Annotated in this window: 23 protein-coding genes; 18 read left to right on the forward strand and 5 right to left on the reverse strand. The window is 57.1% G+C overall.

What is annotated here, in order from left to right:
• Positions 1-26: 26 nt before the first annotated feature.
• Entirely contained in the window at positions 27-305 is a 279-nt protein-coding gene (locus tag JLG71_RS07755) for a YfcL family protein (RefSeq protein WP_014230278.1), read from the forward strand.
• A gap of 54 nt (positions 306-359) precedes the next feature.
• Here JLG71_RS07755 and mnmC read toward each other — a convergent pair whose 3' ends face one another.
• Complete coding sequence (gene mnmC / locus JLG71_RS07760) at positions 360-2,348, reverse strand: bifunctional tRNA (5-methylaminomethyl-2-thiouridine)(34)-methyltransferase MnmD/FAD-dependent 5-carboxymethylaminomethyl-2-thiouridine(34) oxidoreductase MnmC (protein ID WP_064357953.1); 1,989 nt, start codon at positions 2,346-2,348, stop codon at positions 360-362.
• A gap of 158 nt (positions 2,349-2,506) precedes the next feature.
• On the opposite strand from mnmC, the gene fabB reads away from it, so the two are divergent.
• Entirely contained in the window at positions 2,507-3,724 is a 1,218-nt protein-coding gene (gene fabB, locus JLG71_RS07765) for a beta-ketoacyl-ACP synthase I (protein ID WP_014230276.1), read from the forward strand.
• Positions 3,725-3,928: 204 nt separating this feature from the next.
• Positions 3,929-5,104 (forward strand): MFS transporter, encoded by a 1,176-nt coding sequence (locus tag JLG71_RS07770; RefSeq protein ID WP_064391564.1) that lies wholly within the window; start codon positions 3,929-3,931, stop codon positions 5,102-5,104.
• A gap of 42 nt (positions 5,105-5,146) precedes the next feature.
• On the opposite strand, the gene flk is transcribed toward JLG71_RS07770, so the two are convergent.
• Positions 5,147-6,106, reverse strand: coding sequence for a flagella biosynthesis regulator Flk (gene flk, locus JLG71_RS07775; protein ID WP_049069319.1), 960 nt, complete (start codon positions 6,104-6,106; stop codon positions 5,147-5,149).
• 123 nt (positions 6,107-6,229) lie between these two features.
• Between flk and pdxB the strand changes: the two genes are divergently transcribed.
• From pdxB to hisP, 15 genes are all read left to right on the forward strand, one after another.
• Positions 6,230-7,366, forward strand: a complete 1,137-nt coding sequence (gene pdxB / locus JLG71_RS07780) for a 4-phosphoerythronate dehydrogenase PdxB (RefSeq protein WP_047723153.1) — start codon at positions 6,230-6,232, stop codon at positions 7,364-7,366.
• 62 nt (positions 7,367-7,428) lie between these two features.
• The gene (locus JLG71_RS07785) at positions 7,429-8,442 is read left to right on the forward strand and encodes an aspartate-semialdehyde dehydrogenase (RefSeq protein ID WP_025106660.1); all 1,014 of its coding nucleotides are present in this window, start codon (positions 7,429-7,431) and stop codon (positions 8,440-8,442) included.
• Positions 8,442-9,254, forward strand: a complete 813-nt coding sequence (gene truA / locus JLG71_RS07790) for a tRNA pseudouridine(38-40) synthase TruA (protein WP_064374504.1) — start codon at positions 8,442-8,444, stop codon at positions 9,252-9,254. The genes JLG71_RS07785 and truA overlap by 1 nt, the downstream gene beginning before the upstream one ends.
• Positions 9,255-9,281: 27 nt before the next feature.
• Positions 9,282-9,941, forward strand: a complete 660-nt coding sequence (locus JLG71_RS07795; RefSeq protein WP_004123217.1) for a DedA family protein — start codon at positions 9,282-9,284, stop codon at positions 9,939-9,941.
• 194 nt (positions 9,942-10,135) lie between these two features.
• A complete protein-coding gene (gene accD / locus JLG71_RS07800) occupies positions 10,136-11,050 on the forward strand; it encodes an acetyl-CoA carboxylase, carboxyltransferase subunit beta (RefSeq protein WP_004870882.1) in 915 nt (304 codons plus the stop codon).
• A gap of 72 nt (positions 11,051-11,122) precedes the next feature.
• Entirely contained in the window at positions 11,123-12,391 is a 1,269-nt protein-coding gene (folC, locus tag JLG71_RS07805) for a bifunctional tetrahydrofolate synthase/dihydrofolate synthase (RefSeq protein WP_128334604.1), read from the forward strand.
• Positions 12,381-13,067: a cell division protein DedD gene (gene dedD / locus JLG71_RS07810; protein ID WP_014839134.1), complete on the forward strand. Its 687-nt coding sequence runs from the start codon at positions 12,381-12,383 to the stop codon at positions 13,065-13,067. The genes folC and dedD overlap by 11 nt, the downstream gene beginning before the upstream one ends.
• 199 nt (positions 13,068-13,266) lie before the next feature.
• A complete protein-coding gene (cvpA, locus tag JLG71_RS07815) occupies positions 13,267-13,755 on the forward strand; it encodes a colicin V production protein (protein WP_200914052.1) in 489 nt (162 codons plus the stop codon).
• Positions 13,756-13,788: 33 nt separating this feature from the next.
• Complete coding sequence (purF, locus tag JLG71_RS07820) at positions 13,789-15,306, forward strand: amidophosphoribosyltransferase (protein ID WP_004123211.1); 1,518 nt, start codon at positions 13,789-13,791, stop codon at positions 15,304-15,306.
• A 136-nt stretch (positions 15,307-15,442) separates the two neighbouring features.
• On the forward strand, positions 15,443-16,012 hold the full coding sequence (locus JLG71_RS07825) for a UbiX family flavin prenyltransferase (RefSeq protein WP_004852887.1): 570 nt from the start codon (positions 15,443-15,445) through the stop codon (positions 16,010-16,012).
• A gap of 291 nt (positions 16,013-16,303) precedes the next feature.
• A complete protein-coding gene (gene argT / locus JLG71_RS07830) occupies positions 16,304-17,086 on the forward strand; it encodes a lysine/arginine/ornithine ABC transporter substrate-binding protein ArgT (RefSeq protein WP_025106663.1) in 783 nt (260 codons plus the stop codon).
• Positions 17,087-17,343: 257 nt separating this feature from the next.
• Positions 17,344-18,126 (forward strand): histidine ABC transporter substrate-binding protein HisJ, encoded by a 783-nt coding sequence (gene hisJ, locus JLG71_RS07835; RefSeq protein ID WP_004123203.1) that lies wholly within the window; start codon positions 17,344-17,346, stop codon positions 18,124-18,126.
• Positions 18,127-18,192: 66 nt separating this feature from the next.
• On the forward strand, positions 18,193-18,879 hold the full coding sequence (locus tag JLG71_RS07840) for a histidine ABC transporter permease HisQ (protein WP_014230269.1): 687 nt from the start codon (positions 18,193-18,195) through the stop codon (positions 18,877-18,879).
• Entirely contained in the window at positions 18,876-19,592 is a 717-nt protein-coding gene (gene hisM, locus JLG71_RS07845) for a histidine ABC transporter permease HisM (RefSeq protein ID WP_004852883.1), read from the forward strand. Before JLG71_RS07840 ends, hisM begins: the two co-directional genes overlap by 4 nt.
• A 7-nt stretch (positions 19,593-19,599) precedes the next feature.
• The gene (hisP, locus tag JLG71_RS07850) at positions 19,600-20,373 is read left to right on the forward strand and encodes a histidine ABC transporter ATP-binding protein HisP (RefSeq protein ID WP_004852881.1); all 774 of its coding nucleotides are present in this window, start codon (positions 19,600-19,602) and stop codon (positions 20,371-20,373) included.
• 41 nt (positions 20,374-20,414) lie between these two features.
• On the opposite strand, the gene JLG71_RS07855 is transcribed toward hisP, so the two are convergent.
• From JLG71_RS07855 to JLG71_RS07865, 3 genes are all read right to left on the reverse strand, one after another.
• The gene (locus JLG71_RS07855) at positions 20,415-20,912 is read right to left on the reverse strand and encodes a GNAT family N-acetyltransferase (RefSeq protein WP_071957318.1); all 498 of its coding nucleotides are present in this window, start codon (positions 20,910-20,912) and stop codon (positions 20,415-20,417) included.
• 67 nt (positions 20,913-20,979) lie between these two features.
• Positions 20,980-21,546, reverse strand: a complete 567-nt coding sequence (locus JLG71_RS07860) for a hypothetical protein (RefSeq protein ID WP_025106665.1) — start codon at positions 21,544-21,546, stop codon at positions 20,980-20,982.
• 3 nt (positions 21,547-21,549) lie between these two features.
• Positions 21,550-21,804, reverse strand: a complete 255-nt coding sequence (locus JLG71_RS07865; RefSeq protein WP_032720494.1) for a hypothetical protein — start codon at positions 21,802-21,804, stop codon at positions 21,550-21,552.
• Between the last annotated feature and the right edge of the window lie 43 nt (positions 21,805-21,847).

A 21,847-nucleotide genomic window follows, 5' to 3' on the forward strand; every position in this document is an offset into this window, starting at 1 on the left:
CACTTTACATACTATGAGGAAAGAAGATGATCGCGGAGTTTGAATCACGCATTCTGGCGTTAATTGATGATATGGTCGACCACGCCAGTGATGACGAACTGTTTGCCGGCGGTTATCTGCGCGGCCACCTGACGCTGGCGGTGGCCGAGCTGGAAGGAGAGGGCGAGCATACTGCGCAAGCGGTACATGACAAGGTATCCCGGAGCCTGGAAAAAGCCATCAGCGCGGGCGAACTGTCGCCGCCGGATCAGGTTCTGGTGCAGGAAATGTGGAACAGTTTGTACCAGAAGGCGATGCAGAAATAGTTCTGCCCTCCGCCAAAGCCCGGCATTCGCTCAGCCGGGCTCTATTTCCCGCAATTATTTCACCGCTTTCCCTTTCAGCAGTTTTCTTACCCACAGCCTGTTAGGATTCAGCGCCGCCAGCGTTTCTTTATCCATAGGTAATGGCTCATTGCTCATTTGCGACGCCAGAATTTCAGCCGCCAGCGGCGCGGAGCACAGGCCGCGCGACCCCAGCGCGCCCAGCATATACAGGTTGCGGTAAACCGGCGCTTCTCCGGCCTGCTCCTGACGTTCAGCCAGAGAGGCATATTCGCGTAAGGTGGCCTCATAATCAGGTACGCTGCCGACCATCGGCAAATGATCGCGGGTTGCGCAGCGCACGCCGCTGCGGGCCTGATTAGCGCTCACGTCTACCTCCCGCGTCCATTCCGCCTGCGGGAAACAGTCAATCAGGCGCTGGCGATTCTGCTGCTGATCCTCGGCGCTAAACGCGGCCTCTGCCTGTCCGCGGTGGTAGCTTGCGCCAATGCAGTGTTGCTGATTATGCGGGTTTTGCGGCGTCAGGTAGCCGTTGTAGCACAGGACCTGGCGCAATTTCGATAGCCCTGGCGTCGTCGGAATATGGCTAACCTGACCGGCAACCGGATACATGGGAAGATGCTCCGTCTGGCTAAAGCGGGTCAGCTGATGGCCGTTGGCCAGCACCACGACCTCGTGGTACTGCCGCTGGTTTAATTGCCAGCCGTTGTTGTCTGCGCTGAGATCCGTGACCGGATAATCGTAGCGCACGCGCAATCCGCGAGTGGCGGCGAGGGCCAGCAGTTCAGCGGTTAACTGCTGCGGACAAAGCCAGCCGCCGGCAGGATAGGCGATGCCCCCGCAGCCGGTTTCCACACCGGTTTGTTGCGCAGTGGTTCGGGCATCCACGGCGACGGCGATTTCCGGCGGCAGGTTAAGCGCAATCATCTGGGCGATTTTCTGCGCGCTTTTCGTATCCCAGCCCAGCTGCGTCACGCCGCACCAGTCATGATCGAACATCACCGGCAGAGCGTCATACACGCGGCGGGCGAAAGTAAATGCCGCCGGGAAGAAGCGGGCCAGGGCGGGATCGTGCTGGCTGAGCAGCGGATAGAGCGCGCCCTGGCGGTTTCCGGATGCGCCTTCAGCCGGCGCGCTGTCGGCGCAGTATAACGTTACCTGCCATCCGCGGCGCAGCAGCGCCAGCGCGAGCAGGGCGCTGGCGATCCCCCCGCCGATAATCGCGGCATCGCGCTGTTCCGTACCGCTGCGGGCAAACCACGGCGCGCGCGCGGGGATCTCCGGCGTTTCACGCATTTCGCCGGTCAGCATTTCGCGCTTGCGGCCAAAACCCTTGCGCTTCTGCATGCTGAAACCGGCCTCCTGCAGGCCGCGGCGCACAAAGCCGGCGGAGGTGAATGTGGCCAGGGTACCGCCGGGTCTTGCCAGACGAGCCATCGCCGCAAACAGCTCCGCCGTCCACATGTCCGGGTTTTTTGCCGGGGCAAAGCCATCAAGAAACCAGGCGTCCACCTGCTGATTAAGCGAATCATCGAGCTCGTTGGTCAGTTCATTAATATCGCCAAACCACAAATCCAGCGTGACCCGCCCTTCATCCAGCAGCAGACGATGGCAGCCCGCGATGGGCAGAGGCCACTGCGCCTGCAGCTGCTCGGCCCAGGTTGCAAGCTCCGGCCAGCGCTGGTGGGCAAGGCGCAGGTCCTCCGCTTTCAGCGGAAATTTTTCGAAACTGATGAAATGTAATCTTTGCAGGGTAGCTTCTGGATTATCGCGGTGAAAAACGTCAAACGCCTGCCACAGCGTGAGGAAATTCAGGCCGGTACCGAACCCGCTTTCGGCAACCACAAAGAACGGACGTGCATGCTCAGGGAAGCGTTCCCTGAGCTGGTTTCCGTCGAGGAAAACGTAGCGCGTCTCTTCCAGACCGTTGTCATTGGAAAAGTAGACATCGTCAAAATCTCGGGAAACAGGTGTACCCTCAGCGTTGAATTCCAGGTTGGCGGGTTGTATGGCGTTTTGTTTCACGTAAGTTACTCGAATCACAAGGCGTAGAACGATCTTAACGATGTGTGCCTGAGGGCGCAAATTTATACACAAATTGGCTGATCGGACTTGTTCGGCGTACAAGTGTACGCTATTGTGCGACTCGAAACTTAATATAGTGCGACTTACAGAGGTATTGAATGAAACGTGCAGTGATTACTGGCCTGGGCATCGTTTCCAGTATTGGTAATAACCAGCAGGAAGTCCTGGCATCTCTGCGTGAAGGACGCTCCGGGATCACTTTCTCTGAAGAGTTTAAAGATTCAGGAATGCGCAGCCACGTATGGGGCAACGTCAAACTGGACACCACCGGCTTGATCGACCGTAAAGTGGTTCGTTTCATGAACGATGCCTCTATCTATTCCTATCTTTCCATGCAGCAGGCAATTGAAGATGCTGGCCTGAAAGATGAAGTCTATCAGCAAAACCCGCGCGTGGGCCTGATTGCCGGTTCTGGCGGTTCTTCTAAATCTCAGGTTTTCGGCGCTGATGCAATGCGCAGCCCGCGCGGTCTGAAAGCGGTTGGCCCCTACGTGGTGACCAAAGCGATGGCGTCCGCGGTATCCGCTTGCCTTGCAACACCGTTCAAAATCTACGGCGTGAACTACTCCATCAGCTCCGCCTGTGCGACTTCCGCACACTGCATCGGTAACGCTGTTGAACAAATCCAGCTGGGCAAACAGGACATCGTGTTTGCCGGCGGCGGCGAAGAGCTGTGCTGGGAAATGGCGTGTGAATTCGACGCGATGGGCGCGCTGTCCACCAAATACAACGAAACGCCAGAAAAAGCGTCTCGTACCTATGACACCCACCGTGATGGTTTCGTTATCGCGGGCGGCGGCGGTATGGTTGTGGTTGAAGAGCTGGAACATGCTCTGGCGCGCGGCGCGCACATCTATGCTGAAATCGTTGGCTACGGCGCAACGTCCGATGGCGCAGACATGGTTGCCCCGTCCGGTGAAGGCGCGGTTCGCTGCATGAAGATGGCGATGGACGGCGTTGATACGCCGATTGACTACCTGAACTCCCACGGTACTTCTACCCCGGTAGGCGATGTGAAGGAGCTGGGGGCGATTCGTGAAGTCTTCGGTGATAACAGCCCGGCGATCTCCGCGACCAAAGCGATGACCGGCCACTCCCTGGGCGCCGCTGGCGTACAGGAAGCTATCTACTCCCTGCTGATGCTGGAACACGGCTTTATTGCGCCGAGCATCAACATCGAAGAGATGGACGAGCAGGCAGCCGGCCTGAATATCGTGACCGAGCCGACCGAACGCGCGCTGACGACCGTGATGTCTAACAGCTTCGGCTTTGGCGGGACTAACGCCACGCTGGTCATGCGCAAATACCGCGCATAACGAACACGCTTTACAAGGGGAGCCAACGGGCTCCCTTTTTTGTATTCTTGACAGACCCCCGGGAGAAAAGGCAAACTCCTGGCACAACATTATTCTCTCAGATAATGCGTAAGCGTTTAACGTCATCCAACGCGCCTTAACCCTGATAATCAGGTGGAGAGGGCGTGGTCTCACCTCGCCTTACTCTGCGAACTGGAGTAAAGCATGTCCGCAGTCACTGAAACAAAACGCACTCCTTCAGCGAATGGTTCGCTGTTTCGGATCACGTTCGCCGTTTTTCTCACCTATATGACCGTCGGCCTGCCGCTACCGGTTATCCCTTTGTTTGTCCATCAGGAACTGGGATTTGGCAATACCATGGTTGGCGTCGCCGTCGGTATCCAGTTTCTGGCGACCGTATTAACCCGCGGCTATGCCGGCCGCCTTGCCGATCAGTACGGCGCCAAACGCTCTGTCCTGCAGGGGATGTTGGCCTGCGCGCTGGCGGGGGGCGCCTGGCTGTGCGCCGCGCTGCTGCCGGTGCCGGTCATGGCGAAGTTTAGCCTGCTGGTGCTTGGCCGTCTGATCCTGGGTTTTGGTGAAAGCCAGCTGCTCACCGGTAATTTAAGCTGGGGGATGGGGCTGGTGGGGCCCATGCGTTCCGGTAAAGTCATGTCGTGGAACGGTATGGCGATATACGGCTCTCTGGCGGCCGGGGCGCCGCTGGGGCTGCTGATCTACAGCCATTACGGCGTCGCGGCGCTAGCCTGCGTCACCATGGTGCTGCCGTTAGTGGCCTGGGCGATTAACGGCACGGTGCGTAAAATTCCTGCTCACGGCGGCGAGCGGCCGTCGCTGTGGAGCGTGGTGGGAATGATCTGGCGGCCCGGTATCGGTCTTGGCCTTCAGGGCGTTGGCTTCGCGGTAATTGGCACATTTGTCTCTTTGTATTTCGCCAGCAACGGCTGGGCGATGGCCGGTTTTACGCTGACCGCGTTTGGCGGGGCGTTTGTCCTGATGCGCGTACTGTTTGGCTGGATGCCGGACCGCTTCGGCGGGGTGAAAGTGGCCATCGTTTCGCTGCTGATTGAAGCGATAGGCCTGGCGCTGCTCTGGCAGGCGCCCAATGCCTGGATCGCGCTGGCGGGGGCGGCGCTCACCGGCTGCGGATGCTCGCTTATCTTCCCGGCGCTGGGCGTCGAGGTCGTGAAGCGGGTACCGCCGCAGGTACGAGGAACGGCGCTTGGCGGCTATGCCGCGTTTCAGGATATCTCTTACGGCGTCACCGGCCCGCTTACCGGGCTGCTGGCGACGTCGTTGGGCTACTCATCCGTCTTCCTGGCCGCGGCAATATGCGCCGTGCTGGGGATCCTGGTTAGCCAGGTGTCGCTGCGTAAGTAGCGCTTCATTCGGCCCGGCGGCATGCGGGCCGATGATATCTCCTTAAATCACCAGCCACAGCAGGGCAAGCACCACGATAGCTGCCAGCGCGATAACCCACGGTTTTTTCAATGCCAGCCACGGTGAGGCGGGAGGCGCCTGAACCGGCGGGATCGCCAGCGTCTCCTGGGCTCTGGCGACCCTGAGCACGAAAATTTTGTTGAGCAGCGTCAGCAGCTGCGCCGCGCTGAGCGGCGTTTGCGCCGTCGCGTGCCAGTGGGTTTGGGCAAAATCCATCACTCTTTGCCATTCCGCGGCTTCAAGCGGCTGTTTTAATGCGGCCTGCAGCGAGGTCAGCGTCGGCGCAGCCTGCGAACTGAGCGTTTGCCGCGCATGTAGCCAGTACGAGAGGGGAGTGAAGTGGGTCGCCGGGATCAGCTCTCCGCTCTTGACGCCGCTTAGCTCCAGCATGGATTGCCAGATAAGCTTGCTGGACTCGCCGGTGGCCGCCGCGAGTTTGGTCACCTGCTGATTGAGCGTGTTGTGCTCCGCGGGCAGCAGCGGACGATGCGTTGGCGGGCGCTGCTGCGGCTGAGGAATCGAGAGCTGGCCGCTTTGCAGGAGCTGCAGAACATTCTCCAGCTGCGGCTGGGACAAGGCATGCAGGGCGGTTTGACCGTCATGCTGACGAATATAATCGCTGACCGCCTGGCGATTGTTGCCCTGATTCAGCAGCTCGCTCAGCTGCGCCAGGATTTGCCGACGGTGATGATTTTGCTGGGCGAGGATTAGGCGCTGGTTCAGGCTGTTCTCGGCGGCGGCAAAATGGCTTGCCAGCAGCGGCGCGTCGTTTTTCAGGCTCAGATCGTGTTTTACGCAGGCCCACACTTCCGCATTTTGCTGGGATGTTAAAGCCACCAGGCGCGTAATGAGCCGCTCAAGCGCGGTACGCTGCTGAGTGGTGAGCGGAGGTTCGCCTGAGCCCGGAGGGCGATCGGACATACCTGAAACGGGTTGCGTCATGATTAATCCTTTGCGTATTGCTGTACTAAATTACTGTACTAAGGGCCGGGTGGTGATGTTCCTGGCGGGCAGATTATGGCACACTTCCCCGGTTTACTCTCGCTCTCAGACAGGTACTGAACCGTGAAAATCCTCGTTGATGAAAATATGCCCTATGCGCGCGAGCTTTTTAGCCGCCTGGGGGAAGTGAAGGCCGTTGCAGGTCGCCCTGTCCCGGTTGAAGCGCTAAATGACGCCGATGCGCTGATGGTGCGATCCGTCACCAAAGTTAACGAAGCGCTACTTTCTGGCAAAGCGATCAAATTTGTTGGCACCGCGACGGCGGGTACCGATCATGTCGATCAGGCGTGGCTACAGCAGGCGGGAATCGGTTTTTCCGCGGCGCCGGGCTGCAACGCTATCGCGGTGGTGGAATATGTGTTTTCCGCGCTGCTCATGCTGGCCGAGCGTGACGGTTTTGCGCTGGCCGACCGTACCGTCGGGATCGTGGGCGTCGGCAACGTGGGCGGGCGTCTGCAAAAACGCCTTGAGGCGCTGGGAATCAAAACGCTGCTCTGCGATCCGCCGCGCGCCGATCGCGGCGACGAGGGGGATTTCCGCTCTCTTGACGAGCTGGTGCAGGACGCGGACATTTTGACGTTCCATACCCCGCTCTATAAGGAAGGGCAGTACAAGACGCTGCACCTGGCGGATGAGGCGCTGATTCGCCGCCTGAAGCCGGGGACGATTTTAATCAACGCCTGCCGTGGTCCGGTGGTGGATAACGCCGCGCTGCTGCAGCAGCTGCAGGCCGGGCAGGCATTAAGCGTGGTGCTGGATGTCTGGGAGCCGGAGCCGGATCTGAATACCGAATTGCTCAAGCGGGTGGATATTGGTACGCCGCATATTGCCGGCTATACCCTTGAAGGCAAAGCGCGCGGTACGACGCAGGTTTTTGAGGCCTACAGCGCGTTTATTGGTCATCCACAGCAGGTGGCGCTGGACACGTTGCTACCGGCGCCGGAGTTTGGCCGCATTACGCTGCACGGGCCGCTCGATCAGGCAACGCTAAAACGGCTGGCGCATTTGGTGTATGATGTGCGCCGCGATGATGCGCCGCTGCGAAAAGTCGCGGGCGCTGCGGGCGAGTTCGACAAACTGCGCAAAAATTATCAGGAACGCCGTGAATGGTCTTCGCTGTACGTACAGTGCAGCGATGCGCAGGCGGCGACGCTGTTGCGCCAGCTGGGCTTTAACGCCGTTCATCATCCTGTTCGTTAATATCATCTTAATGCTCCTGCTGGATAATCCGGCAGGGCCGCTTTTTTCTGGAGTACACCACCATGTCTGAAGGCTGGAATATTGCCGTACTGGGCGCAACGGGCGCCGTAGGCGAAGCCCTGTTCGAAACGCTTGCCGATCGTCAGTTCCCGGTGGGGGATATTTATGCGCTGGCGCGTAGCGATAGCGCCGGTGAACATCTGCGTTTTTCGGGCAAGTCGGTTATCGTTCAGGATGCGGCGGAATTTGACTGGACCCAGGCCCAGCTGGCCTTTTTTGCCGCCGGTGTAGAGGCCTCCGCCGCGTATATCGAAGACGCCACTAACGCGGGCTGCCTGGTGATTGATTTAAGCGGTCTGTTTGCGCTGGAGCCGGACGTGCCGCTGGTGGTGCCGGATGTTAACCCGTTCGTACTGGCGGATTACCGCAATCGCAACGTTATCTCGGTCGCGAATAGCCTGACCAGCCAGCTGCTGTCGGCGTTGAAACCGTTGATCGATCGGGGCGGCCTGGCGCGTATCAGCGTGACCAGCCTGCTTTCCGCTTCCGCTCACGGTAAAAAAGCGGTCGATGCCCTCGCGGGGCAGAGCGCCAAATTGCTTAACGGTATTCCGATCGACGAAGATGATTTCTTCGGTCGTCAGCTGGCGTTCAATATGCTGCCGCTGCTGCCCGATGGTGAAGGAAGCGTGCGTGAAGAGCGCCGTATCGTCGATGAGGTCCGCAAAATCCTGCAGGATGATGGCCTGATGATCTCCGCAAACGTCGTTCAGTCGCCGGTGTTTTACGGCCATGCGCAGATGGTGAGTTTTGAAGCGCAGCGTCCGCTGGCCGCCGAAGAAGCGCGCGATGCCTTTAGCCTTGGCGAAGATATCGAACTGTCCGAAGAGGGCGAGTTCCCGACGCAGGTCGGCGATGCTTCCGGTAACGCCCGCCTCTCCGTCGGCTGCGTGCATAACGACTACGGTATGCCTGAGCAGGTGCAGTTCTGGTCCGTCGCCGATAACGTCCGTTTTGGCGGCGCGCTGATGGCGGTGAAAATCGCTGAGAAGCTGGTTCAGGAGTATTTGTACTGATGTCTGAGATGGAGCAGCCGCCGGTCTACAAAATCGCGCTGGGCATCGAATACGATGGCAGCAAGTACTACGGCTGGCAGCGGCAGAACGAAGTCCGCAGCGTACAGGAGAAGCTGGAAAAGGCGCTCTCGCAGGTAGCGAACGAGCCTGTTAACGTTTTTTGCGCGGGCCGTACGGATGCCGGCGTTCACGGTACCGGTCAGGTCGTGCATTTTGAAACCCGCGCGCAGCGTCAGGATGCCGCATGGACGCTGGGCGTAAATGCGAATTTGCCCGGCGACATTGCGGTGCGCTGGGTAAAGCCGGTTCCACCGGATTTTCATGCCCGCTTCAGCGCCACGGCGCGTCGCTATCGTTATGTTATCTATAATCATCGTCTGCGGCCGGCGGTATTGAGCCGCGGCGTAACCCATTATTACCTCCCGCTGGATGCGGAGCGGATGCAGCGCGCCGCTCAGTGTCTGCTGGGAGAGAATGATTTCACCTCGTTTCGTGCGGTACAGTGCCAGTCGCGCACGCCGTGGCGCAACGTGATGCATATTAACGTCACCCGTTATGGTGCATATGTGGTGGTGGACATCAAAGCGAATGCCTTTGTACATCATATGGTAAGGAACATTGTCGGCAGTCTGATGGAAGTAGGTGCCGGTAACCAGCCAGAGAGCTGGATTGCAGAACTTCTGGCGGCAAAAGACAGGACGCTTGCCGCCGCAACGGCAAAGGCGGAAGGATTGTATCTGGTGTCGGTGGACTATCCGGCCCGCTACGACCTCCCGGTCATGCCGATGGGCCCGCTGTTTCTGGCGGACTAACCGGGTTATTAAGGGCTAACGCAAACTATGGACCTGATTCACTTTTTAATTGATTTTATCCTGCATATTGATGTGCATCTGGCTGAGCTGGTCGCGGAGTACGGCATTTGGGTATACGCGATTTTATTCTTGATTCTGTTCTGCGAAACCGGCCTGGTGGTCACGCCGTTCCTGCCGGGGGATTCGCTGCTGTTTGTGGCAGGCGCGCTCTCCGCGCTGCCGACCAACGATCTCAACGTGCATTTAATGGTGCTGCTGATGGTCATTGCCGCGATTGTTGGCGATGCCTTGAACTACACGATTGGCCGGCTGTTTGGCGAAAAGCTCTTCAGTAATCCCAATTCGAAAATTTTCCGCCGCAGCTACCTGGATAAGACCCATAGCTTCTACGAACGCCACGGCGGTAAGACCATCATCCTGGCCCGTTTCGTGCCGATCGTCAGAACGTTTGCGCCGTTTGTGGCGGGAATGGGGCATATGTCCTATCGTCATTTTGCGATGTATAACGTTGTTGGCGCGCTGCTGTGGGTACTGTTATTTACCTACGCGGGTTATCTGTTCGGCGATTTGCCGATCGTCCAGGAAAACCTTAAGCTGCTGATCGTGGCGATTATCGTCCTGTCCGTATTGCCGGGCGTGATTGAAGTCATCCGCCACAAGCGGGCGGCGGCGAAACAGGCGAAATAACGCGGCGACGATCTTCGGGCGGTATGCCGCCGCCCGAAGCGTGAAGTGTGAGCGGTTCGACCACTTTTTTATCCCATGTTACGGGATGTTATGATTTAATGTGCAACATTCATGGTCTGTGAGGGGCAAAAATGGCATTATGCGCCCCTTGCGACAAAACTGGCATCGACCAGGTTCAGGTAGAAAGGTTATCAATGAGCTGGATTGAACGAATTAAAAGCAATATAACCCCCACCCGTAAGGCAAGTATCCCTGAAGGTGTATGGACCAAGTGCGACAGCTGCGGTCAGGTATTGTACCGCGCAGAGCTGGAGCGCAACCTGGAGGTTTGCCCTAAGTGCGATCACCACATGCGTATGTCGGCGCGCAACCGCCTGCATAGCCTGCTGGACGAAGGTTCCCTCGTGGAGCTGGGAAGCGAGCTCGAGCCGAAAGATGTGCTGAAGTTCCGCGATTCGAAAAAGTATAAAGACCGTCTGGCGTCCGCCCAGAAAGAGACCGGCGAAAAAGACGCGCTGGTGGTCATGAAAGGCACCCTGCATGATATGCCGGTTGTTGCCGCCGCTTTCGAATTCTCCTTTATGGGTGGGTCGATGGGCTCCGTGGTCGGCGCGCGCTTTGTTCGCGCGGTTGAGCAGGCTCTGGAAGACAACTGCCCGCTGATTTGCTTCTCCGCATCCGGCGGCGCCCGTATGCAGGAAGCGCTGATGTCGCTGATGCAGATGGCGAAAACCTCCGCTGCGCTGGCGAAAATGCAGGAGCGCGGCTTGCCGTATATCTCCGTGCTGACCGACCCAACCATGGGCGGCGTGTCTGCGAGCTTTGCGATGCTGGGCGATCTCAACATCGCTGAGCCAAAAGCGCTGATCGGCTTTGCCGGCCCCCGCGTTATCGAGCAGACCGTTCGCGAGAAGCTGCCGCCGGGATTCCAGCGCAGCGAGTTCCTGATTGAGAAAGGGGCGATCGACATGATCGTACGCCGCCCGGAAATGCGTCTGAAGCTGGCCAGCATTCTGGCGAAGCTGATGAACCTTCCGGCGCCAAATCCGGAACCTGCTCACGAAGGTGAGGTGGTGCCACCGGTACCGGATCAGGAACCAGAGGCCTGATAATGCAGAGGGCAGGCCTGACGGCGCTGCCCTTTTTTTTACGCGTAGTTATCCTAACTCTTGCCGGACATCATGGAAAAACAACCTATTCCTCAGGCCACGTCGCCCCTGGCTACGTGGCTTTCTTATCTGGAACATCTGCACAGCAAAACTATCGATCTCGGGCTGGCGCGCGTCAGCGAGGTCGCGCAGCGGATGGCGGTAATGAAACCTGCGCCGTTTGTCTTTACGGTGGCGGGGACCAACGGCAAAGGCACCACCTGCCGTACCCTGGAGTCGGTGCTGATGGCGGCGGGCTATAAGGTTGGCGTTTACAGTTCGCCGCATCTGGTGCGCTACACAGAGCGGGTGCGGGTGCAGGGCGAAGAACTGGCGGAGCTCGCGCATACGACCTCTTTTGCCGAAATTGAAGCCGCGCGCGGCGAGATTTCCCTGAGCTATTTCGAGTTTGGCACCCTCTCCGCGCTGTGGCTGTTTCAGCAGGCGCGGCTGGATGTGGTGATTCTTGAGGTGGGCCTGGGCGGTCGCCTGGATGCGACCAATATCGTCGATGCTGACGTGGCGGTGGTGACCAGTATTGCCCTCGACCATACCGACTGGCTGGGGCCCGATCGCGAAAGCATCGGCCGCGAAAAGGCGGGGATTTTCCGCCCTGGTAAACCGGCTGTCGTCGGCGAACCCGATATGCCGTTGACCATTGCTGAGGTGGCGAGCGAAAAAGGGGCGCGGCTCCTGCGCCGTGACGTTGACTGGCAGTATGACGCCAGTGAACAAGGCTGGTCTTTCCGCGATCGTCAGGGGGCGTTAAGCGATCTGCCGCTGCCGCAGATCCCGCTGCCGAATGCGGCAACGGCGATTGCGGCCTTGCGCGCCAGCGGGCTTAAGGTAAGCGAGCAGGCGTTGCGCGATGGCGTTCAAAACGCGATGCTGCCGGGGCGTTTCCAGATAATCAGCGATGCTCCCCGGACGATCCTGGATGTTGCCCATAATCCGCATGCGGCGGCCTATCTCGCCGGGCGTCTCAAAACCTTATCGAAAACGGGGCGCGTGCTGGCGGTTATTGGTATGCTGCATGACAAGGATATTGCAGGAACGCTGGCAAATTTGCAGGCCGAAGTTGACGACTGGTACTGCGCGCCGCTGGAAGGGCCGCGCGGAGCCACGGCGGAGCAGCTGCTGGAACATTTGCGCGCAGGTAAAGTCTATACTAGCGTCGCTGAGGCGTGGCATGCCGCGATGGCGGACGCCGGGCCTGAAGATACGGTGCTGGTGTGTGGTTCATTCCATACGGTGGCGCATGTAATGGAAGAAATAGACGCGGGGAGAATCGGTGGCGAGTAAGTTTCAGAACCGTTTAGTCGGGACGATTGTGCTGGTGGCGCTGGGGGTGATTATCCTGCCAGGGCTGCTGGATGGTCAGAAAAAACATTATCAGGATGAGTTTGCCGCCATTCCGCTGGTGCCAAAACCGGGGGATCGCGATGAGCCGGATATGCTGCCAGCGGCGACCCAGGCGCTGCCTTCGCAGCCTCCTGAAGGGGCGGCGGAAGAGGTGAGGGCCGGCGATGCCGCTGCGCCATCGCTGGATCCGTCGCGGATACCGGTGAACAACAATAGTTTTGATGTGGTGCAGGAGCCGGTGGTCGCACCGAAACCACAGCCGAAACCTCAGCCGAAGCCGGTAGAGAAGCCGCAACCGCAACCACAGCAGCAGGTTGCGGCGCAGACGCCGCCGCCTAAACCGCAGCAGCAGGCTGAAATTCCGGCACCGACCGGTAAAGCCTATGTGGTGCAGCTTGGGGCGCTGAAGAACGCCGATAAGGTCAACGAGATTGTCGGTAAGCTGCGCGCTTCCGGCTTTAAAGTTTACACGTCGCCTTCGACGCCGGTGCAGGGTAAAATTACCCGTATTCTCGTGGGGCCGGATACCTCGAAGGATAAGCTGAAAGGTCAGCTTGGTGAGCTGAAGCAGCTTTCGGGACTTAGCGGCGTGGTCATGGGCTACAGCCCGAACTAACTCTCTCTTTTTTAAAGGAGTAGAGTGCTGAAACCCCTGTCTGACGCGCTCTGAAGAGGCGAAAGACAGTATGGCGTTGAATGTTTTTTCAGCGCCATTTTTATTTCTGTAGGGCACGGAAATCCCTACGCAAACGTTTTCTTTTTCTGTTAGAATGCGCCCCGAACCGGACGACAGGGCGTAAAATCGTGGGACGTATATGGTCTGGATTGATTACGCCATAATTGCGGTGATTGGTTTTTCCTCACTGGTTAGCCTGATCCGCGGCTTTGTTCGTGAAGCTTTATCGCTGGTAACCTGGGGATGCGCTTTCTTTGTTGCCAGTCATTACTACACTTACCTGGCTGTCTGGTTCACGGGCTTTGAAGACGAACTGGTCCGAAATGGGATTGCTATCGCGATACTGTTTATCGCAACGCTTATCGTCGGCGCTATCGTTAACTTTGTGATAGGTCAGCTGGTGGAAAAAACCGGCCTGTCGGGAACCGACAGGGTGTTAGGGATCTGCTTTGGCGCCCTGCGCGGGGTGCTAATCGTCTCGGCGATTCTGTTCTTTCTCGATAGCTTTACCGGTATGACGAAAAGCGAAGACTGGCAAAAGTCTGAGCTTATCCCGCAGTTCAGTTTCGTTATCAGATGGTTCTTTGACTATCTGCAGAGCTCGTCAAGTTTCTTGCCCAAAGCATAAGCGTTGGGATGTAGCTTAACGAGGAAAAGACGTATGTGCGGTATTGTCGGTATCGCCGGTGTTATGCCGGTAAACCAGTCGATTTATGACGCGTTAACGGTGCTTCAGCATCGTGGCCAGGATGCCGCAGGCATCATCACCATTGATGCGAACAACTGTTTCCGTTTGCGTAAGGCGAACGGTCTGGTGAGCGACGTTTTTGAAGCTCGCCATATGCAGCGTATGCAGGGCAATATGGGTATTGGTCACGTTCGTTACCCGACGGCTGGCAGCTCCAGCGCCTCCGAGGCACAGCCTTTCTACGTCAACTCGCCGTACGGCATTACGTTGGCGCACAACGGTAACCTGACTAACGCTCACGAGCTGCGTAAAAAGCTGTTTGAAGAAAAACGCCGCCACATCAACACCACCTCTGATTCCGAAATCCTGCTCAATATCTTCGCCAGCGAGCTGGACAACTTCCGCCACTATCCGCTGGAAGCAGACAACATTTTTGCGGCGATCGCCGCCACCAACCGCCAGATTCGCGGCGCTTATGCCTGCGTGGCGATGATTATCGGTCACGGCATGGTCGCTTTCCGCGACCCGAACGGCATTCGTCCGCTGGTGCTGGGCAAGCGCGATATCGGCGATGGCCGCACCGAGTATATGGTCGCTTCGGAAAGCGTGGCGCTGGATACGCTGGGCTTTGAGTTCCTGCGCGACGTGGCGCCTGGTGAAGCGGTATATATCACCGAAAAAGGCCAGCTGTTTACTCGCCAGTGTGCGGAAAACCCGGTCAGCAACCCGTGCCTGTTCGAGTACGTCTATTTTGCGCGTCCAGACTCCTTCATCGACAAAATTTCCGTTTACAGCGCCCGCGTCAATATGGGCACGAAGCTGGGCGAGAAAATTGCCCGCGAGTGGGAAGATCTGGATATCGATGTGGTCATTCCCATTCCGGAAACCTCCTGCGATATCGCGCTGGAAATTGCCCGCATCCTCGATAAGCCGTATCGCCAGGGGTTTGTTAAAAACCGCTACGTTGGCCGTACCTTTATCATGCCGGGCCAGCAGCTGCGCCGTAAGTCCGTGCGCCGTAAGCTTAACGCCAACCGCGCCGAGTTCCGGGATAAGAACGTGCTGCTGGTGGATGACTCCATCGTGCGCGGCACCACCTCTGAGCAGATTATCGAGATGGCGCGCGAAGCCGGGGCGAAGAAAGTGTATCTGGCCTCCGCTGCGCCGGAAATTCGCTTCCCGAACGTGTATGGCATCGATATGCCAACCGCCAATGAGCTGATAGCCCACGGGCGTGAGGTAGATGAGATCCGCCAGATCATCGGCGCCGATGGCCTGATTTTCCAGGATCTGGACGATCTGATTGACGCGGTGCGCGCGGAGAATCCGGATATTCAGCAGTTTGAATGCTCGGTGTTCAACGGTATCTACGTCACTAAAGATGTCGATCAGCAGTATCTGGACTATCTCGACTCTCTGCGTAACGACGACGCGAAAGCGGTTCAGCTGCAGAATGAAGTTGAAAACTTAGAGATGCACAACGAAGGGTAATCCTCTGTTTTGCTGAGAGCCCGCGGTCTGACGGCCGCGGGCTTTTTTATTTTCTCGCGCCAAATGCGGGTCCGCGGTTGCGTCGGAGACTATAATCCGGCAAAGTCTGCGCCATTGTGTGAAAGGGGCAATCATCGTGAAGCGACTCATTATCGGTATTTCTGGCGCCAGCGGCGCGATTTACGGCGTACGCTTGCTCCAGGTTTTGCGCGAAGTTTCGGATGTCGAAACCCATCTTATTTTAAGCCAGGCCGCGCGCCAGACGCTGGCGCTGGAGACGGATTTCTCCCTGCGCGAGGTGCAGGCGTTAGCCGACGTGGTGCACGATGCCCGCGATATCGCCGCCAGCATCTCTTCCGGCTCTTTTAAAACCGCCGGGATGGTGATTTTGCCATGCTCAATGAAGACCCTCTCCGGCATCGTTCATAGCTATACCGACGGGCTGCTGACCAGGGCGGCGGACGTGGTGCTTAAAGAGCGCCGGCCGCTGGTGCTGTGCGTACGGGAAACGCCGTTCCACCTTGGCCATTTACGGCTGCTGGTCCAGGCGGCGGAAATGGGCGCGGTGATTATGCCGCCGGTTCCGGCGTTTTATCATCGCCCGAAAAGCCTGGACGATGTGATCAATCAGACGGTCAATCGCGTGATCGATCAGTTCGATATCTCTCTTCCGCAAGACCTCTTTTCCCGCTGGCAGGGCGCGTAGGGCGCACTAAGATAGTGCGCTTTGTTCACATCCGCCTCCCTGCAGTGCAATTTTGTCGCCTCGATCAAATCCTCAACATTTAATTTGTTTTTTTGCGCTGCGGCACTGCGGTTTATCCGTTATTGCTGGTATCTTCCCTTTTAAGACAAACTTGCAACCTTTATTTAACATATTTAACGCCATTTCCAGCACGCACTGAGAAAATGGCATAAAACGTGCAAGATTTTGCCGGCAGTACAAATAACAAGATAACGCATCGCATAACAACATCACGACACTTAAGGGTAACCTATGAAGAAGACGGTCCTGGCTCTCTCTTTAATGATGGGAATTTGCAGCGCCTCCAGCGCGTTCGCCGCGCTGCCGCAGAATATCCGCATTGGCACCGATGCCACCTACGCGCCTTTCTCTTCAAAGGATGCGAAAGGGGATTTCGTGGGTTTTGACATTGATTTGGGTAACGAGCTCTGTTCGCGCATCAAAGTAAAATGCACCTGGGTCGGCAGCGATTTCGACTCCCTGATCCCGTCGCTGAAGGCCAAGAAAATCGACGCCATTATCTCTTCGCTGTCGATTACGGAAAAACGCCAGCAGGAAATCGCCTTCTCTGACAAGCTCTACGCGGCCGACTCCCGCCTGATCGCCGCCAAAGGCTCGCCGATTCAACCGACGCTGGAATCCCTCAAAGGCAAGCATGTTGGCGTACTGCAGGGCTCCACCCAGGAGGCCTATGGTAATGAACGCTGGCGCAGCCACGGCGTGGACGTTGTGGCCTATCAGAATCAGGATTTGATCTACTCAGACCTTGCTGCGGGTCGCCTGGACGCCGCGTTGCAGGATGAAGTGGCCGCCAGCGAGGGCTTCCTCAAGCAACCTGCCGGTAAAGATTTTGCCTTTGCCGGTCCTTCCGTTAAAGACAAAAAGTTCTTCGGTGATGGTACCGGCATCGGCCTGCGTAAGGACGATAGCGAGCTGAAGGCCGCGTTTGATAAAGCGCTGGCCGACATGCGTAAAGACGGCACCTACGACAAAATGGCGAAGAAATACTTCGACTTCAACGTTTACGGTGATTAAGACGCCCGCTGGCCCGGACGCCGGGCCATGCGCATCCCTTTCTGTCTGATTTTGGTGCAGCTGCGCTTTTAGCGGATCAATTTGGTGCAGGAAATTGCGCACGCGATGTTAAAAAGTGCATAGTTAAGCGTTTCCGATGCGAAAAAATTTGCTTTCCGGCGCAGAATGCTTTGCCTTACCGGGGCGAATAATGGCACGATAACTGCCGTAAGTACTTCTAATAAATCCGTTAGAATGACAGTCTGTTGAGGATAGTTATGAAAAAACTGGCGTTGTCTCTCTCTTTAGCGCTGGCCCTTTCCAGCGTTTCCACTGTATTCGCAGCCATTCCGCAAAAAGTCCGCATCGGCACCGATCCTACTTATGCCCCGTTCGAATCGAAGAATGCGCAGGGTGAACTGGTGGGTTTTGACATCGATCTGGCAAAAGAGCTCTGTAAGCGTATCAATACGCAATGTACCTTCATTGAGAACCCGCTGGACGCGCTGATCCCTTCTTTAAAAGCGAAGAAAATCGACGCCATCATGTCTTCGCTTTCGATCACCGAAAAACGCCAGCAGGAAATTGCCTTCACCGACAAACTGTACGCGGCTGATTCGCGCCTGGTCGTGAAAAAAGGCAGCGATATTACGCCAGACCTCGCGAAGCTGAAAGGCAAGCGCGTTGGTGTTCTCCAGGGTACCACCCAGGAAACCTACGGCAACGAGCACTGGGCGCCAAAAGGCATTGAAATCGTTTCCTATCAGGGACAGGACAATATTTATTCCGACCTGACTGCCGGACGCATTGACGCGGCGTTTCAGGATGAAGTCGCCGCCAGCGAAGGCTTCCTCAAACAGCCTATCGGCAAGGATTATCAGTTCGGCGGTCCGTCGATTAAAGACGAGAAGCTGTTCGGCGTCGGCACCGGTATGGGGCTGCGCAAAGAGGATAACGAACTACGTGAAGCACTGAATAAAGCCTTTGCCGAGATGCGCCAGGATGGCACCTACGACAAGCTGGCGAAGAAATATTTCGATTTTAACGTGTACGGCGACTAACCATCCCGCGTACCCCGTCGCGCGTTATTTTGCGCGCGATGGTTGATGACAGACAGGGCAGACAGCATGCTGTACGGGTTTTCACAGGTTATTTTTCAGGGCGCGCTGGTCACCCTTGAGCTGGCGTTAAGCTCGGTCGTTCTGGCGGTGCTTATCGGTCTGGCGGGCGCCGGGGCGAAACTTTCCAACAATCGTCCGTTGGCGTTGATTTTTGAAGGCTATACCACCTTAATCCGCGGCGTGCCCGATCTGGTGCTGATGCTGCTGATTTTCTACGGGCTACAGATTGCGCTCAACGGCGTAACCGATGCGCTTGGCCTGGCGCAGTTTGATATCGACCCCATGGTGGCGGGGATCATCACGCTGGGCTTTATTTACGGGGCCTACTTCACCGAAACCTTTCGCGGCGCCTTCCTGGCGGTGCCAAAGGGACATATTGAAGCGGCGACGGCCTTCGGCTTTAGTGGTGGGCAAACCTTTCGTCGTATTCTGTTTCCGGCAATGATGCGCTACGCGCTGCCCGGAATCGGCAACAACTGGCAGGTTATCCTCAAAGCGACCGCGCTGGTCTCACTGCTGGGACTGGAAGATGTGGTCAAGGCAACCCAGCTGGCGGGTAAAAGCACCTGGGAGCCGTTCTACTTTGCCATCGTCTGTGGCCTGATTTATCTGGTATTTACAACGGTTTCCAATGGTGTGCTGCTGATGCTCGAACGCCGTTATTCTGTGGGCGTGAAGAGGGCCGACCTGTGATTGATATTATTCAGGAGTACTGGAAATCCCTGCTGTGGACCGACGGCTATCGCTTTACCGGCGTGGCGATTACGCTCTGGCTGCTGATCTCTTCCGTGGTGATGGGCGGCATCCTGGCGGTTTTCCTCGCCATTGGCCGAGTGTCGAGCAATAAATTTATCCAGTTCCCCATCTGGCTGTTCACCTATATCTTTCGCGGCACGCCGCTGTACGTCCAGCTGCTGGTGTTCTATTCCGGAATGTACACGCTTGAGGTCGTCAAAGGCACAGAACTGCTGAACGCCTTCTTTCGCAGCGGCCTGAACTGTACGGTGCTGGCGCTGACGTTGAATACCTGCGCCTACACCACGGAGATTTTCGCCGGGGCGATTCGTTCAGTGCCGGCAGGCGAGATAGAAGCCGCCCGGGCGTACGGTTTTTCTTCGGTCAAAATGTATCGCTGCATTATTTTGCCTTCCGCGCTGCGTATTGCGCTGCCTGCATACAGCAACGAAGTGATTCTGATGCTGCATTCCACCGCGCTGGCTTTTACCGCCACGGTGCCGGATCTGCTGAAAATTGCCCGCGATATTAACTCGGCAACCTACCAGCCGTTTACCGCCTTCGGTATTGCCGCAGTACTGTATTTAATTATCTCGTATGTGTTGATTAGCCTGTTCCGCAGGGCGGAAAAGCGCTGGCTCCAGCATATCAAACCTTCTTCGACGCACTGAGAACGCCATGTCCGACAATAAATTAAATGTAATCGATCTGCATAAACGTTACGGCGAGCATGAAGTACTGAAGGGCGTCTCACTGCGGGCGAAAGCCGGAGACGTGATCAGTATTATTGGCTCATCCGGTTCCGGGAAAAGTACCTTTTTGCGCTGTATTAACTTTCTTGAGAAGCCCAGCGAAGGGACGATCGTTGTTAACGGGCAAAACATTGGCCTGGTTCGCGATAAAGACGGCCAGTTAAAGGTTTCTGATAAAAATCAGCTACGTTTGCTACGTACTCGCCTGACGATGGTATTCCAGCATTTTAACCTGTGGAGCCATATGACGGTGCTGGAAAACGTGATGGAGGCGCCGATTCAGGTGCTGGGCCTGAGTAAACAGGAAGCGCGCGATCGGGCGGTAAAATACCTGGCGAAAGTCGGTATTGATGAACGCCAGCAGATTAAATATCCGGTTCATCTCTCCGGCGGCCAGCAGCAGCGCGTTTCCATTGCCCGCGCGCTGGCGATGGAGCCCGACGTACTGCTGTTTGATGAACCGACGTCGGCGCTTGACCCTGAACTGGTGGGCGAAGTGCTGCGGATCATGCAGCAGCTGGCGGAAGAGGGGAAAACCATGGTCGTGGTCACCCATGAAATGGGCTTTGCACGCCACGTCTCCTCGCACGTGATCTTCCTGCATCAGGGCAAAATTGAAGAAGAAGGGCATCCTGACGAGGTTTTCGGCAACCCGAAAAGCCAGCGTCTGCAGCAGTTCCTGAAGGGCTCTTTGAAGTAAACACTGTCCAGCCCCCGGCGGAACACTCTCCGTCGGGGCGGCTAACGCTCCAGCCGATACACCCAGTCGTCATAGTCAATGCCGTTCAGATGATACGCTTTTTCGAGCACCTGAATGCGGATAAAGCCGTGTTTTTCCAGCAGACGGGAAGAGCCCGCGTTACTGCCCAGCACCCAGGCATTTATTGCGTGAACGCCGAGCTGCTGAAATCCGTAGTCGCAAATCGCTTTTAGCGCTTCACTGGCGTAACCCTTCCCCTGAGCATCAGGCAGGAGAGCGTATCCGACATCCGCTTCGTGCGGATTTTTACCGCTGATGCGCAGGCCAATATCGCCAACCGCCGCGCCGCTGGCGTCGCGCAGTACGAATACGCCCGGGTCAGCGCAGCGTGATGCAAACAGCGTCCGCAGCGCCGGCTCCTCAAGAATCTCGCCCATATAGCGCATCACTTCCGGGTCTCGCCTTAAGCGCAGGAAAAAAGGCCAGTCGGATGAGTGAAACGGAGAGAGGCGCAGGCGCGGAGTGGTGAGTATTCTCATAAAGCGGTCCATAGCGGTGGATTATTCCGCCACCTTAACATCATAAAGCGCCGGAAGGGCAATGCGTCTAAGCAACCGTCGGACAAGCCCGGGGCTGATTTTCGAAGCCGCGAAGATAGCGCAGCACGGTGGTGCTCTCCGGCGTCGCCCTCAGTTGTAGCGCCAGGTTGAGGTTATCCAGAACTGTCGCGTGGGCGACCAGCGGTGAGTCTTCGGCAAGCCGTCCTTCCATCACCAGCCAGCCCACGACGGTTTTCCAGCGCCACAGCGGGGAATTGCCTTTAACCCGCTGTACCGGCCCGGGAAACTGACCTGAGCCTCGTGCGCCATCTTTTAATAAGGCGACGGCCTGTCGCGTCAGGCCGGTAAGTTCGGCAATATCGCTTAAACCGACCAGCGCGGAATCGACGGATTCAACCCGCGCGTTCAGAGCCGATGCGGATTCGATATCGGCAATCGCTGACAGAATAGCCTGCTCAAGAGAGTCTCTTTCGCGATCGAACTCCAGATAGACCGCCGTTCCGTAAAAACAGACCAGGGCGTCAGCGCAGCCTGCGGCATGCAGCGCATCTTCCAGACCCACGGTACGAGCAGTTACGCCGGAGAGGGTGAGCGTAAAATTATACAGCGCCATGGTTTAATCCTTCTTGTGGTTAATCTGACCCGAGGCAGGCGGCTGGCAGCGGTCGACCATTCTGATAATTTGCCTGGCGTGGTTAATGGGTACCGCAGGCGTTGACCAGATGCTCATCATATGTTCCCGGTGCCGGGCTGTCCCACACATCAACCTGCCAAAACAGTGAGCGCTTTTGCCGCCAGTGATAAAAATCCAGTCTCGTGCCAGCGCGTAGTCAATAGCTGCTCTGATATGTTTATCCGGATGTTCCTTCATCAATTCGTCCTGGTAATGCTGAATAAATTGTTGACGAATGTCA

This window comes from Klebsiella michiganensis, assembly GCF_015139575.1.
GTDB classification, from domain to species: Bacteria; Pseudomonadota; Gammaproteobacteria; order Enterobacterales; family Enterobacteriaceae; genus Klebsiella; species Klebsiella michiganensis.

What these genes read in the sequence shown, in the direction of transcription:
- JLG71_RS07755 (WP_014230278.1), top strand. Translation starts at nt 27, where the DNA reads ATGATCGCGGAGTTTGAATCACGCATTCTGGCGTTAATTGATGATATG.
- fabB (WP_014230276.1), top strand. Translation starts at nt 2,507, where the DNA reads ATGAAACGTGCAGTGATTACTGGCCTGGGCATCGTTTCCAGTATTGGT.
- JLG71_RS07770 (WP_064391564.1), top strand. Translation starts at nt 3,929, where the DNA reads ATGTCCGCAGTCACTGAAACAAAACGCACTCCTTCAGCGAATGGTTCG.
- flk (WP_049069319.1), bottom strand. Translation starts at nt 6,106, where the DNA reads ATGACGCAACCCGTTTCAGGTATGTCCGATCGCCCTCCGGGCTCAGGC.
- JLG71_RS07785 (WP_025106660.1), top strand. Translation starts at nt 7,429, where the DNA reads ATGTCTGAAGGCTGGAATATTGCCGTACTGGGCGCAACGGGCGCCGTA.
- truA (WP_064374504.1), top strand. Translation starts at nt 8,442, where the DNA reads ATGTCTGAGATGGAGCAGCCGCCGGTCTACAAAATCGCGCTGGGCATC.
- JLG71_RS07795 (WP_004123217.1), top strand. Translation starts at nt 9,282, where the DNA reads ATGGACCTGATTCACTTTTTAATTGATTTTATCCTGCATATTGATGTG.
- accD (WP_004870882.1), top strand. Translation starts at nt 10,136, where the DNA reads ATGAGCTGGATTGAACGAATTAAAAGCAATATAACCCCCACCCGTAAG.
- folC (WP_128334604.1), top strand. Translation starts at nt 11,123, where the DNA reads ATGGAAAAACAACCTATTCCTCAGGCCACGTCGCCCCTGGCTACGTGG.
- cvpA (WP_200914052.1), top strand. Translation starts at nt 13,267, where the DNA reads ATGGTCTGGATTGATTACGCCATAATTGCGGTGATTGGTTTTTCCTCA.
- purF (WP_004123211.1), top strand. Translation starts at nt 13,789, where the DNA reads ATGTGCGGTATTGTCGGTATCGCCGGTGTTATGCCGGTAAACCAGTCG.
- argT (WP_025106663.1), top strand. Translation starts at nt 16,304, where the DNA reads ATGAAGAAGACGGTCCTGGCTCTCTCTTTAATGATGGGAATTTGCAGC.
- hisJ (WP_004123203.1), top strand. Translation starts at nt 17,344, where the DNA reads ATGAAAAAACTGGCGTTGTCTCTCTCTTTAGCGCTGGCCCTTTCCAGC.
- JLG71_RS07840 (WP_014230269.1), top strand. Translation starts at nt 18,193, where the DNA reads ATGCTGTACGGGTTTTCACAGGTTATTTTTCAGGGCGCGCTGGTCACC.
- hisP (WP_004852881.1), top strand. Translation starts at nt 19,600, where the DNA reads ATGTCCGACAATAAATTAAATGTAATCGATCTGCATAAACGTTACGGC.
- JLG71_RS07855 (WP_071957318.1), bottom strand. Translation starts at nt 20,912, where the DNA reads ATGAGAATACTCACCACTCCGCGCCTGCGCCTCTCTCCGTTTCACTCA.
- JLG71_RS07860 (WP_025106665.1), bottom strand. Translation starts at nt 21,546, where the DNA reads ATGGCGCTGTATAATTTTACGCTCACCCTCTCCGGCGTAACTGCTCGT.
- JLG71_RS07865 (WP_032720494.1), bottom strand. Translation starts at nt 21,804, where the DNA reads ATGAAGGAACATCCGGATAAACATATCAGAGCAGCTATTGACTACGCG.